We start from the raw sequence: 12847 nt of genomic DNA, 5'->3' as shown, positions 1-12847 counted from the left end.
GGAGGGAATGCAGCCAGTTATCGCGCATTATCCTCTAAATTTGTCCTGCCCAAAATATAACGCGTAGAAGCGTTTTGGGATCTTTTCTGATCGCAAATGACCAAGATTACTGAACATATTCGCAGAGCGGCTGGTAAAACCATCTTTAGCCTGGAAGTAATTCCGCCTATCAAAGGCGACAATTTGAAAAATCTGCTGGATAATATTGAGCCGTTGATGGAGTTTAAGCCTCCGTTCATCGATGTAACCTACCACCGGGAGGAATACATTGAACGGCCAGAACCAGACGGGACGATCAAAAAAATTGTTACCCGGAAACGCCCCGGCACCGTTGGCATCTGCTCGGCCATCATGCATCGCTTCGGGGTTGATCCCGTGCCGCACGTACTTTGCGGGGGCTTTACAAAAGGTGAAACGGAAGATTTTCTGATTGATTTACAATACCTTGGAATCGATAATGTGCTGGTGCTGCGGGGCGATCCGGCAAAGCCTTACAAGGATTTTAAGCCCAAGGAAAACGGCCATAGCTACGCCAGTGAGTTGGTTGCGCAGGTATGCGACATGAATCGCGGTATTTACCTGCACGAAGGGGAAACGGCGCTGAGCCCGACGGATTTTTGCATCGGGGTAGCGGCCTATCCCGAGAAGCACTTCGAGGCCATCGACTCGGAGACGGATATGCGCTACCTAAAGCAAAAGATCGATAACGGAGCTGAATACATTGTCACGCAAATGTTTTTTGACAATGCGAAATATTTTGCCTTTGTCGATCAATGCCGTGCTGCGGGCATTACCGTTCCCATTATTCCGGGGCTGAAGCCGCTCAGTACGCGCAGGCAACTGGATGTATTGCCGAGTATTTTTTACCTCCACATGCCCGAAGATTTGGTTGGGGCCGTGAAAGCCTGCGAAAATGACCAGCAGGCGCGTCAGGTAGGCATTGAATGGTGCGTTCAGCAGTGCCGTGAGTTGATGGCTAAGGGTGCGCCCGTGCTGCATTTTTATACAATGGGCAAATCAGACAACATCACGAAAATTGCCCGTGAAGTATTTTAAACGAGTTATCGGTTAACGCAGTAAGCAGAAAGGATTCTGTGCTTTATACCCTAAATAATCAGGAATCTAACCAATCAACTCTTTAACGCTTATCAAAGCATGAAGTATTTACTCTTTTTTGGCTTACTAATCACTACTTCACTGGGGTATGCCCAATCGACCAGCGCGGACGAAAAAGCTGTACTGGACGTTGAAAAAGCCCGCTTTGCAGCGCAGGTGAGCAAAGACCTGACGTATCTGGACAAAGTACTGGCCAGCGATTTGGTTTACATCCATTCCAGTGGAAAAACGGATACGAAACAGGCCTTTATTCAATCGATCAAGGATGGTAGTATGCAGTATAATTCGATCGATTCGAAAGAGCTTAAGGCGCGGATATACGGCAAAACGGCCATTCTCAATGGCGTTTGCGAGATAAAAGCCTTCACGAATGGCCAGCCGCTTAACACGAGTTTTCGCTACACGGATGTTTACGTGAAAAACGGCAATCAGTGGCAATTAGTAACCTGGCAGTCGTTGCGTCTACCCAATTAAGCCAGTACGCAGCGTTCGCCTTTGAGCAAATCCAGCCCGCCGTTTTCCATAAACAGGCGGGTTTTTTCATTATCGAAACTTATTCGGTTATTGGCTTTCAGCTCTTTCCGTTTGATGGCTTCCAGAAAGCGCCGGATGTCGTCTTTATTCTCAAGCAGGAGGGGTGGTACTTCGGTAGGGCGGTCGTCATCGTCTTTGGCGACCATCGTAAAATAAGAGGTATTGGTATGCTTAACCGTGCCTTTTTTGACATTTTCGGCAATCACCTTGATGCCGATCACCATCGAGCTGCGCCCCACGTGATTGACCGAAGCCAACAGCGAAACAAGTTCGCCCACTTCGACTGGCTGCTTAAATTCCACCCCTTCGACAGAAACCGTCACGCAGTAAGCACCCGAGTGCTTCGATGCACAGGCAAAGGCAACTTTATCCATCAATGACAGCAAAATACCCCCGTGAATCTTCCCGCCAAAGTTGGCGTAGGAAGGAATCATCAATTCGGTAAGCGTCGTGCGGGAGTGGAAAACGGATTTGGCTTTCATCAGAAACAGAAATTACATTGATTAATGATTAGTCATGATACGTGTTTTTACACAAATACCACACTTAATTCACGAACCAATGTAATTCAAAAAGCGTAAAGCCCGGATATTATTTGAGGCTAGACGGCAAAACTTTCGCCGCAGCCGCACGTGCGAGACGCATTTGGATTCCTGAACTGGAAGCCTTTGCCATTCAAGCCATCGGAGAAATCTAGCTCAGTACCAGCTAGATACAGCAGGCTCTTGCGGTCGACATAAATTTTAATTCCTTTGTCTTCAATAATATGATCGGTGGCTTGCTGCGCCGTATCGAACTGAAGATCATACATCAGGCCAGAGCAGCCTCCGCCCTGAACGGCTACGCGAATGGCGTAATTTTCCGTCAGGCCATCTTTCTGGCGGAGTTCAATAATTTTATCTTTCGCTTTGTCAGTAACAGAAACCATAGCAGTACGTGTCAATTGTGTGCTAAAATAAAAACCCTGCGCCGAAAAGAAAAGTTTCGCGCTGTTCCTGCTAAAAGTCTGGTCAACTTTGGTTAACTCTGCATAAAGAAGCCTTAAAAACGCCAACGAAAAAAAACAGGTTGATTATGCTGACCAACGTAGAACATATTGGCATAGCCGTTAAAAACATAGCGTCTTCTAACGAATTATTTGCCAGGCTTTTGGGCGCGGAGCCTTACAAGTCGGAAGCCGTCGAATCGGAAGGGGTGGCTACGTCGTTTTTCAGGGTGAAGGACACAAAAATCGAACTGCTCGAAGCGACTCGGGAGGATAGCCCGATTGCCAAATTCATCGAAAAACGCGGGGAAGGTGTTCATCACATTGCGTTTGAAGTGGATGATCTGCGCGTTGAAATTGAACGGCTGAGCTTACTGGGCTTTACGTTTCTGAGCGAGACACCGAAAAAAGGAGCGGACAACAAAATGGTCGTTTTTCTGCATCCGAAAAGCACAAATGGCGTATTAGTTGAGTTATGTCAAGAGATAAAGTAACAGGATTATGAAGTACTACAATTCCATTATAGACACGATTGGCAACACGCCGCTGGTGAAACTGAATAAGGTCACAAAAGGCATTAAAGGAACGGTGCTGGCCAAAGTTGAATATTTTAACCCCGGTAATTCGGTCAAAGATCGCATCGCGATTCGGATGATTGAAGACGCCGAAAAAGCGGGCATTCTGAAACCGGGCGGTACCATCATCGAGGGAACCAGCGGCAACACGGGAATGGGTCTGGCGCTGGCGGCTATCGGCAAAGGGTACAAATGTATTTTTACGATGGCCGATAAACAATCGAAGGAGAAAATGGACATTCTCCGGGCGGTTGGGGCCGAAGTAATAGTGTGTCCTACGAATGTAACGCCCGATGATCCACGTTCTTACTACTCTGTGGCGAAGCGGTTAAATCAGGAAATTCCAAACTCCCTATACCCCAATCAGTACGATAACCTTTCCAATACGGCGGCGCATTACGACACGACTGGCCCTGAGATCTGGCGGGATACCGAAGGCGAAATTACGCACTTTGCGGCGGGTGTTGGCACGGGAGGAACCATTTGTGGGACGGCTAAATACCTGAAAGAGCAACAGTCTTCGGTAGTGACCGTTGGGATTGATACGTACGGATCAGTCTTCAAAAAATACAAAGAGACCGGAATTTTCGACGAAGGAGAGGTGTATCCGTATTTAACCGAAGGCATCGGCGAAGATATTCTGCCTCAGAACGTTAACTTTAGTCTAATCGACCATTTTGTAAAAGTGACGGACAAAGATGCGGCGATTATGGCCCGTCGGCTGTCGCGGGAGGAAGGGCTTTTTGTGGGTTGGTCGTGCGGTTCGGCGGTGCACGGCGCACTGGAATGGGCCAAAGAAAACCTCAAAGAAGAAGATGTGATGGTGATTTTGCTGCCCGATCATGGCACCCGTTATCTGGCCAAAATTTACAACGATACCTGGATGAAAGACCATGGATTCCTCGAATCCCGGGAGTTCGCTACTGCGCGTGATATAGTCCGGGGAAAAAATGGCCGCTCCCAACTAACCACCGTTCCCGCCGCAGCGACTGTCAGTGAAGCCATCCGGACGCTAAACAAACAGAGCATTTCGCAGATTCCGGTTACGGACGAAAATGGACACATTGTCGGCAGTCTGACCGATGCCACCATCCTGAATAAGCTCATTGAAGATCCCACTATCAAAGACGTACCCGTTGGTGAGGTGATGGATAAGCCGTTTAAGTTCGTGGGTCTGGACAACACGGTTGATGTGCTTTCTTCGCTGATTGACCGCGAGAACAAGGCGTTGCTGGTCCGGGACGAGCTTGAGCAGGTGCACATCATCACGCAGGCGGATTTGCTGGCCGCGATGACAACATAGATAAATATTTAAGTTTATTAATATATATTTCTTAATCTTGGGTCGCATGCATAAATTAGCAGTAAATTGTCTGTTAATTATTGATTTATAGCCTCCTAAAGTTGAATATATACTCCAAACCGAAGGGAATAGCGTTAGCCAGAAGAGATAGTGAGCCTATTAGGCCGGCGATGGCTGTGAACCAAACGAATTACCTTCCCCAGTTAGACGGCCTGCGTTGTCTGGCCGTTTTATTCGTTTTGCTAGAACATTGGCTTGGCGCTCGTAACATATTGCCGTTGGGCCCTTTAGGCGTAACACTATTTTTTGTCCTGAGTGGCTTTCTTATTACCCGAATCTTGCTGACCAGCAAAGAAAAGCTTGCTGGTCAGCAGGGTGGGTTTAAGCGATACATTAAAACGTTTTATATTCGTCGGACGCTACGCATTTTTCCGCTCTACTACGCGATTCTGATTCTTCTTGCCGTCCTGAATGTGCCACCCGTTCGTGAAACTTTGGTCTGGAGCGCCTTGTATGCGACCAATATTTACATGATTATTCATAGAACCTGGCTTGGGAGCATTGATCATTTCTGGTCGCTGGCGGTGGAGGAGCAAGTGTATCTGGTCGTACCATTCGTACTTTTCTTCTTACCTAAACGCCTGGTACCCTGGCTGGTAATAGGGACCATGTTGGTTAGTTTTGCTGTTCGGTATATGGTTTATCGGTGGCCACTCCCGTTGATGGTATCCTACGTCGCCACGCCGGCCTGTCTGGATTCTTTCGGGTTGGGCGCGCTGCTCGCTTACTGGTATTTATATAAGCCCACGCTTTTTCAGAAAATATTTAGCAATACCTGGTTAATTATCAGCAGTGTAGCTTTATATAGTTGTCTGTTGGCCTTATCTATGAACAATGAGTCATTTCACAAAGTGTATCCGGCTTTGTGGGATCGTTTTTGTGCTTCCGTCATGGGGGCTTTTATCATAGGGGGAGCTGTTATTGGGTATAAAGGAGTGGGAAAATGGCTACTGGAAAACCCATTTAGCCAATATATAGGAAGGATTAGCTACGGTTTGTACCTCATCCATGCTTTTGTTTACAACGCCTTTTATATGAACTATGATTTTGTGTTAATGAGCCCTTGGAATGAATGGGTAGCGGCTATACCTGCCCTGGATAACTGGATTTTGTTGAAACTCGCCTACTGCCTGAGTATAACCGTTGTTCTGGCCAGCTTATCCTGGTATTTACTGGAAAATCCAATCAATCGCCTGAAAGATAAGCTGACGTAAAAGAGCAAGTTATCGCCGGTTATCTTCCCCTTCCACCATGCTCAGGTAGCTCCAGTAGCGGCTCTCGGCAATTTCTCCTTCACCGACCGCATCTTTGATGGCGCAACCGGGTTCGTTGATATGCAGGCAGTTATGGTAGCGACATTGGTTGAGGCGCTCGCGCATTTCTGGAAAATAATGGCTGATTTCTTCTTTTTCTATGTCGGCCAGTCCCAGTTCTTTGATACCGGGCGTATCGATGATAAAGGTGTTCGGAGCCAGTTCAAACATTTCGGCGAACGTGGTGGTATGAACGCCTTTGTTGGCAAAAGTAGATACTTCGTTGGTTTTCAGATGTAAGTCCGGCGAAACAGCGTTGACAAGTGACGATTTTCCGACGCCAGAATGCCCGGAAAGAAGCGTGATTTTCTGGTCTAGCAACGCCCGAAACTCATCAACTCCTCTTTTTTCGGTGGCGGAGGTAGCCAGCGTCGGGTAACCAATTTGCTCGTAGAGTTGCTGGATCTCCTGTTGGTATTCTACACCTTCTTCGCTCAAAATATCCGTTTTGTTGAAAACTAGCGTCGTCGGAATGCGGAACGATTCAGCGGTTACCAGAAAGCGGTCGATAAAACCCAGCGATGTACGGGGAAATGTCAACGTTACAATTAAAACGGCCTGATCAAGATTAGCCGCCAAAATATGGCCATGCGCCGTTTTATGGACAGATTGCCGAATGATGTAATTGTCGCGTGGCTCAATATCAGTGATGATGGCTGTGTTTTCCGCTTCATCCTCAAGCTCGTACCGCACCCGGTCGCCAACGGCTATCGGATTGGTTACCTTCAGCCCTTTAATTTTAAATTTTCCTTTTAAGCGGGCGCGGTACGTATGTCCGTTCTCGCTGCGAACATCATACCACGAACCGGTAGATCGTATAACTAAGCCGATAGCCAAGGGTAAATCAGTCAATGAGTGAGTAATCCTGTATAACTTCCATAACCTTTCCGGTTGCGCCAATGTTCCGCAGCACATACTGACGACTGATTTCAGTTGCCTTCTGATGGGCTGCCTGATCCTGATAAAGCCGCCGAAAAGTAGCTTCCAACTCAGCCGTGTCTGCTACCGGAAAGGCACCGCCTTCCTGCACTAAATCAATGGCTTCCTGAAATTTCTGGTAAGATGGACCAAAAAACAGGGGCATTCCGAAAGTCGCCGCTTCCAGAATGTTGTGCAATCCCTTCCCGAAAGCGCCGCCAACGTACGCATAGTCACCATATTGATACAAAGAAGAAAGCATGCCAATGTTATCAATAATCAGTACGGTGCTTGAGGCTAAAGAGGCTGATTCGAAGCCGGAGGTCTGGGTTTCCGAATACCGGATGCTAGTCCCTCGCAACTGTCCGCGCCAGCGTTCTATCTCGTCGGTATGAATTTCGTGCGGCGCAATAATTACTTTCAGCGGCTGGTCAAATCGGTTTAAAAAAGGAATCAGTACGTCCAGATCGGCCTGCCAGGCGCTACCAATTACTACCAAAGGCTGATTCCCTTTAAAAAGCTGAGCAACCGGTATTTCTTTCTTATTGGCGACAATTTGCGCTACCCGGTCGAAGCGCGTATCGCCCGCCAGGGTAAGGTTCGTAAGGCCAATGCCCTTCAGTAAATCCAGCGACTGTTGATTCTGAACCAGAATGTGGTCGAAATAGGTCAGCAATTTCCGGTAACCGCCCCCATACAGTTTAAAAAATACCTGACCAGGCCGAAAAATAGCCGAAAAGGAAATGGTCGGCACACGGCGCTGGTGCAGCTCCTGAAGGTAATTGAGCCAAAATTCGTATTTAACGAAAAAAGCAATACGCGGTTTGACCAGACCCACAAACTGCTTTGCGTTCTGAGGCATATCCAGTGGCAGGTAAAAGATATAGTCTGCCCCGGCGTAGTTTTTTCTAACTTCATAGCCCGAAGGAGAGAAAAACGTAAGCAGAATTTTATAGCCTGGATAACGCTCTCGGAAGGCTTCGATGACCGGTCGCCCCTGTTCGAACTCGCCCAGAGAAGCCGCATGAAACCAGGCAACCGGTGCCGTATTGCCCGCTAAGCGCGTTTGGATGGAAGCAAGTAAATGACGCTGACCTTCAGCGGATTGTCGTGCTTTGGTATGAAAAGGGGCCGCCAGGCGGATAGCCGCTCCGTATAACCAGATGGACGTATTATAGAGCAGTGAAAACAACGTGTTGGAAAGTGCTGATCAGAACACAAAGCTACAAATTACCACCTTACGCCGCGATAGTCGAAACTTTTCAGAGCCGAAAAAGCTTATCAGTCTGTAGTTATGTGTGTATTTGAGCTATGAACTGGAATAAACTGCAAAGCGAAGACCAATTAGAAACCATCAAGCAGGAATCGGCGCAACAGCCGGTTTTGATTTTTAAACACAGCACGCGCTGTTCCATTAGTTCAATGGCCCTGAGTCGGCTGGAACGCAGCTGGAACGACGCAGCAGGGATCAAACCGTATTACCTGGATTTGATTACTTATCGCTCGGTTTCCAATAAAATTGCGGATACGTTTGACGTGGATCATCAATCGCCGCAGGTACTTTTGATTCAAAATGGTACCTGTGTTTATGATGAATCGCATATGGGCATTTCCTTCGATACCTTGAAAGACCAGGTAGCGTCGGTTTAAACAGCCTGACCAAGTGGCGGTATTTCCCGAAAATTAAGAAATACCGCCGGTTTATGTTAGCCCCGAAGCGTAATTTTTGAGCGGTGGCAAACACCCCCGATGGGCGGATTAAATTTAGAAACGCTCACTTCAACCGATTCGATGGCTGGATACCGATTTCGAATCTCCTCGCAAATCGAGTGAGCAATGTGCTCCAGTAGGCGCGCAGGGCGCTGCATGACCGCTAAAGTGATGCGGTATAATTCTTCGTAATTGACCGTCATGCTCAGGCGATCCTGGCGGGCGGCCTCGGTAAAGTCGGTGGCTACAGTAATATCTACCGAATATTTATTACCGATCTTCTGTTCTTCGTCGGAAAAGCCGTGATAGGCGAAAAATTCAAGTCCTTCCAGTGCAATGGTTCCCATGAGTGGGGTGAGTCTTTAGCCCACCTTTCTTTGTGTCGCAATTTTTGACAAAGAAAAGAAAAAGGCGGGGTTGGCCCGCCTCTGCTTTAAATTTGATCGAAGAAAGATCCGCCACTTTTCGGTTTTTCGGCGGTTGCTTCGTGAGCTGGCTGTGGCTCTTTTTCGTCGGCAGGAACGTCATCATCGGTCGAATCCTGCGGCAACGTATCGTTATCGTTCGTAGACTCTACAAAAGGAAAGCCTGCTTCGCCCGCTTCGTCAGCCTGGGCCGTCACCGGATCACCAATGTCCGTCGAAAGTTTATTTTCCTCTGCCGATAACGATTCGTTTTCTAGGTCGGGTGCTGTTGGGTCAACAACTAGTTCTGATGGGTCCTTCGCTTCATGATCTGCCTCATCGAGCCGGGGCGCGGTTGGGTCAACAAGCAACTCGTCTGAAATCTCCGGTGTTTCCCCTGATACGCTTAATTCCTCAATTTTGGACTGTAAGGATTGCTGGTTAAATTTCTTTTCAAACCGATCCACGCTTTCAACGGCATTGGCTGCCAAGGTGCGGATTTGGGAAATCAGACTTTCTTTATACCGTTCCATTGCCTTGAAGTCATACTCCATGGTTTTCAGGTCGGTTAACACGTTGTCTTTGATGTAGCGAGCCTGATTTTCAGCATCCTGAACCATCAGCGTAGAGCGTTTGCGGGCGTCGGCCAGTTGCTCATCGGCTTTTTGCTTGGCTTCGTTCAGGTATTGTTCTGCTGCCCGTTGCGCCTGTTCGGTGATTTGTGAACTAGTATCTTCCGCCGTTTTGAGCATTTTGAACAGCGTCTGCTGAATCTCCTTAAGCTCATTGCGTTCTTTTTCGGCTAATTCCAACTGCATTTTGAGCATTTTCTGTTCGCTCAGAACGCGCTCCCATTCCTGTGATAACGAAGCCAGAAAAGCCTCCACTTCATCAGTTCGGTAGCCACGCATGGCTTTTTCAAAGGAGTGCTGGCGTATCTCGATGGGCGTAATTTTCATAACAGCTCGGGTTGAAATGACCACATAACTAGTGGTTTTATTGAAAAATAAGAGTGGATGGTCAAAAATATCAATATTTTAATCAGAATAACAGTTGGAATATGCGAAAAAAAGATAAATAGTTTACTTACCGGGAAACCTCCCAGACCGAAATTAATTTATCGTCGCCGCAAGAGACAAGCTGTTGATGAAACGATGACCACCAAAGTTTATTGACCGAGGTGCCGTGTCCAGCGTGGCGCGCCCGGTCGATCACCTTAAGGAGCCTGAACGTCTGCGCATCCCACACCTTGACCGACTTATCCATGCTGCACGTAGCAAATAGAGTGCCGTCTGGATGATAAGCGATGTGATTTATGGCAAAAAGATGCGCCGGAATGGATTCTAGCGGCTTATAATGCTGCGCTACATCCCAGATTTTCAGATGCGCGTCCCGACCAGCCGACAACAAATAACGACTATCCGGAGAGTAACAAACCGTAAAAACTGAGTTTGTGTGCGCCGCAATGAGGTGCTTCAGTTCTAGACTCTGTAAATCAAAAATGCGGATATCATTGTCGCTGTAACCAACGGCAAATTCGTTTTTATCGGGTCGGATGGAGATGGAACGGGCACTTTTGTTTGAGGCTTTCAGGTGCTTCCTGACCACGGGGGGCGCCTCGGGCAGGGGAGACGTATCCAATACAATCACGACCCCATCTGACAGGGCAAGCAGCGCCAGATCATCAATTAGCTGAATGTCAAAAATGGCGGCTGTCGTGAGTTTAACCGAGTGGGTTTCACGTTGCTGGTCAGGCTGAATGAGGTGAAGGCCTTCGTAGTTTTGGCCTACCCACAACAGCTCGTGCGTTTCGTCGTAAGTAATGGCGTACACCGAGGAAGGAATGCGGGCAACCAGCCTTCCCAGATCGGGCTTGTCCAGGCGCCAGCGCACCACCTGTCCATCGGCTCCAGCCGAAAAAAATTGGGCCGGCTCAGAACCAGGTGCCAGGGCATAAACACAATCGCGGTGGCCGGCAAAGGTGTCAACTTTTTTTATGAGCATGGGCGAGATGTTGGCGGCAGACCGGTACTGACTGCTATTTTTACAACAAAATTAATCAGATTCAGGAATGCCCCTGCAACAAACGCTATTACTGCACGATGATTGTGTAGCTGTTTTGTGGAAAATTGAGGAAGAGGAGGCTACGTTGCGGGCCTCATTGCCCTTGACTGCCGTTGAGCTTGCCGAACTGGATTCAATCCGGCATCCGGCCCAGCGTACCGAATGGCTGGCCTGTCGGGCTGCTGTTTGTGAACTCGTGGAAAGCCAGGGAATGATCTATGCTGGAATGGCTAAAGATGAACACGGAAAACCATTTCTGATCGGGCAAGAGGCGCACGTTTCGATTTCGCATACGTTGGGCTGGGCGGCGGCAGTATGGCACCCGGAGCGAGCGGTAGGGATTGATATTGAGCCTTTCCGAAGCCAGTTTGGCCGCGTTGTGCCAAGAGTGCTGTCAGATGATGAAATTGCGGATGCCGGTGGAAATCTGTCCCGCCTGGCCGTCTATTGGTGCGCAAAAGAAGCGCTGTATAAACTGTATGGTAAGCGGCAACTTACTTTCCGGGAGCACCTCCACGTTGAGCCATTTGAAGACGGAGCCGAGTGGTTGGTTGGCCATGTGCGTTTGCCGGACTATGTCGCCAAATTAACCATTCGGTGTTATTTAGCCGGACCCGGTTTGGTTGCCGTGGCTTTGTGAGAATAAAAAAAAAGCCTGAGCCCTATCCTCAACAGACAGAACTCAGGAAAAAAGTTTACTTGTTGGTATAATCGGACAAAGGTGGCTGCGCATCTTCATCCTGAATTGACTCCATGATCTTTTCTACTTCCTTCATCCGATCCGTATCGCCCGTTTTTTCAAAAGCGAGCATCAGGTTTCGGAGCACCCGCCGGATGATGTCCACATTCGGGCAGGGCTGGTAGAACGTATCGGTTGGTTTGAGGTTTAACTGGCCAATGTAATGATCAATGTCAGACTTGGAAAAAACCAAACCCCGGTTAAAAACATTGATGTAAAACTGCGTCGTCCCTTGTTTATAGGTCAACACAAACAAGCTGGGCAGATTTACTCCATAAACCGGCATCCCCAGTTTCTGGGCAATCAGCATGTAGATGGTACAAAGCGAAATCGGATTTCCTCGCCGCGTATCTAACACAATGTTAATCATTGAATTAGAGGGAGAGTGGAAGTGCTTTGTATTCGCTGCAAACTTCAGTTTATTGAAAAAAACATGGTTGAGCGTTTTAATCTGATCAACCGGATGCATGTCTGAACGGGCTTCCAGCCAGACCTCGTAGTAAAGCTGTTCAATATCGCGGCGGAGTTTGTCAAGGGACAAATCCGGGTACTGATAGGTAGCAATAATCCAGAGTCCTTCCAGCAAATCGATGCTGCCGCCTTCTTTCCAGACGCGGATTCGTTCAAGAACGGATTGGTATTGCAAATCATGAATTAGCTCTTCTATTTTTTTCTGAACAACCGGATTAAAACTCCCTTCCCACTCACTTTCGAGGTAAGGAATCATCTGGCCACCCAGCTGGCGAATACGCTGTTCAACGTGTTCGGTTATCTCCTGATCTTCGTCGTCCAATAACGAAATCAACGCCTTAATTTCACTATTATTTATCATGCGCGTTCACGGGAATCGGTTCGGCGTTACAACTTCACAAGGATCGTATGCAGGGACGACCCAGCCCTAAGATAAAAACAATTTTCAGAAGCCTCCTGAATTTTATACTTTTGCCATCAAATAGCAAGAGTCATCCTAGTTTTGTAACAAAATTTTACAAAAAAGATTTTCGCTAGTCAGTACATTTTCGGTCTGGGAGTTGATTGATTCGGCGGTCATGAACAGGCCCAACTCAACGATAGAATTTTTTCAGAAACCTCTAACAAATGAAAATACTAGTTACTGGCGGCGCAG

At 47.8% G+C, this 12847-nt stretch carries 15 protein-coding genes; 7 read left to right on the top strand and 8 right to left on the bottom strand.

Annotated elements, in window-relative coordinates; translation table 11 throughout:
• The first annotated feature begins 96 nt into the window (after positions 1-96).
• The gene (gene metF / locus L0Y31_RS00075; RefSeq protein ID WP_234735025.1) at positions 97-1056 is read left to right on the top strand and encodes a methylenetetrahydrofolate reductase [NAD(P)H]; all 960 of its coding nucleotides are present in this window, start codon (positions 97-99) and stop codon (positions 1054-1056) included.
• A gap of 99 nt (positions 1057-1155) precedes the next feature.
• Positions 1156-1590: a nuclear transport factor 2 family protein gene (locus tag L0Y31_RS00070; protein WP_234735024.1), complete on the top strand. Its 435-nt coding sequence runs from the start codon at positions 1156-1158 to the stop codon at positions 1588-1590.
• On the opposite strand, the gene L0Y31_RS00065 is transcribed toward L0Y31_RS00070, so the two are convergent.
• Both L0Y31_RS00065 and L0Y31_RS00060 read right to left on the bottom strand, forming a co-directional pair.
• Positions 1587-2132 carry an acyl-CoA thioesterase gene (locus L0Y31_RS00065; protein ID WP_234735023.1) on the bottom strand — a complete coding sequence of 182 codons (546 nt, stop codon included), beginning with the start codon at positions 2130-2132 and terminating at the stop codon, positions 1587-1589. The two genes, L0Y31_RS00070 and L0Y31_RS00065, sit on opposite strands and share 4 nt — an antisense overlap.
• A gap of 119 nt (positions 2133-2251) precedes the next feature.
• Complete coding sequence (locus tag L0Y31_RS00060) at positions 2252-2578, bottom strand: HesB/IscA family protein (RefSeq protein WP_234735022.1); 327 nt, start codon at positions 2576-2578, stop codon at positions 2252-2254.
• A 146-nt stretch (positions 2579-2724) separates the two neighbouring features.
• On the opposite strand from L0Y31_RS00060, the gene mce reads away from it, so the two are divergent.
• The 3 genes from mce to L0Y31_RS00045 all read left to right on the top strand — a co-directional run bounded on the left by mce (position 2725) and on the right by L0Y31_RS00045 (position 5787).
• The gene (mce, locus tag L0Y31_RS00055) at positions 2725-3129 is read left to right on the top strand and encodes a methylmalonyl-CoA epimerase (RefSeq protein ID WP_234735021.1); all 405 of its coding nucleotides are present in this window, start codon (positions 2725-2727) and stop codon (positions 3127-3129) included.
• A 7-nt stretch (positions 3130-3136) separates the two neighbouring features.
• Complete coding sequence (locus L0Y31_RS00050; protein WP_234735020.1) at positions 3137-4513, top strand: cystathionine beta-synthase; 1377 nt, start codon at positions 3137-3139, stop codon at positions 4511-4513.
• Between the two features lie 170 nt (positions 4514-4683).
• Positions 4684-5787: an acyltransferase family protein gene (locus tag L0Y31_RS00045; protein WP_234735019.1), complete on the top strand. Its 1104-nt coding sequence runs from the start codon at positions 4684-4686 to the stop codon at positions 5785-5787.
• Positions 5788-5796: 9 nt separating this feature from the next.
• On the opposite strand, the gene rsgA is transcribed toward L0Y31_RS00045, so the two are convergent.
• Positions 5797-6723: a ribosome small subunit-dependent GTPase A gene (gene rsgA, locus L0Y31_RS00040; RefSeq protein WP_234735018.1), complete on the bottom strand. Its 927-nt coding sequence runs from the start codon at positions 6721-6723 to the stop codon at positions 5797-5799.
• A gap of 7 nt (positions 6724-6730) precedes the next feature.
• Positions 6731-7996: a 3-deoxy-D-manno-octulosonic acid transferase gene (locus tag L0Y31_RS00035; RefSeq protein WP_234735017.1), complete on the bottom strand. Its 1266-nt coding sequence runs from the start codon at positions 7994-7996 to the stop codon at positions 6731-6733.
• A gap of 119 nt (positions 7997-8115) precedes the next feature.
• On the opposite strand from L0Y31_RS00035, the gene ytxJ reads away from it, so the two are divergent.
• Positions 8116-8454: a bacillithiol system redox-active protein YtxJ gene (gene ytxJ / locus L0Y31_RS00030; protein ID WP_234735016.1), complete on the top strand. Its 339-nt coding sequence runs from the start codon at positions 8116-8118 to the stop codon at positions 8452-8454.
• A gap of 56 nt (positions 8455-8510) precedes the next feature.
• Here the strand turns inward: ytxJ and folB are convergent, their stop codons facing one another.
• The 3 genes from folB to L0Y31_RS00015 form a co-directional block, all read right to left on the bottom strand.
• Positions 8511-8861 (bottom strand): dihydroneopterin aldolase, encoded by a 351-nt coding sequence (gene folB, locus L0Y31_RS00025; protein WP_234735015.1) that lies wholly within the window; start codon positions 8859-8861, stop codon positions 8511-8513.
• Between the two features lie 86 nt (positions 8862-8947).
• Positions 8948-9877, bottom strand: coding sequence for a DivIVA domain-containing protein (locus L0Y31_RS00020; RefSeq protein ID WP_234735014.1), 930 nt, complete (start codon positions 9875-9877; stop codon positions 8948-8950).
• A gap of 127 nt (positions 9878-10004) precedes the next feature.
• The gene (locus L0Y31_RS00015) at positions 10005-10922 is read right to left on the bottom strand and encodes a WD40 repeat domain-containing protein (RefSeq protein WP_234735013.1); all 918 of its coding nucleotides are present in this window, start codon (positions 10920-10922) and stop codon (positions 10005-10007) included.
• A gap of 67 nt (positions 10923-10989) precedes the next feature.
• Between L0Y31_RS00015 and L0Y31_RS00010 the strand changes: the two genes are divergently transcribed.
• Entirely contained in the window at positions 10990-11622 is a 633-nt protein-coding gene (locus tag L0Y31_RS00010; protein ID WP_234735012.1) for a 4'-phosphopantetheinyl transferase family protein, read from the top strand.
• 55 nt (positions 11623-11677) lie between these two features.
• On the opposite strand, the gene L0Y31_RS00005 is transcribed toward L0Y31_RS00010, so the two are convergent.
• Positions 11678-12550, bottom strand: coding sequence for a transglutaminase-like domain-containing protein (locus tag L0Y31_RS00005; protein ID WP_234737217.1), 873 nt, complete (start codon positions 12548-12550; stop codon positions 11678-11680).
• Positions 12551-12847 lie beyond the last annotated feature (297 nt).

Origin of the sequence: Tellurirhabdus bombi, assembly GCF_021484805.1 — a bacterium.
Classification (GTDB): domain Bacteria; phylum Bacteroidota; class Bacteroidia; order Cytophagales; family Spirosomataceae; genus Tellurirhabdus; species Tellurirhabdus bombi.
The sequence above is the reverse complement of the archived record's forward strand: the minus strand, read 5'-3'. Positions and strand labels throughout refer to the sequence as shown.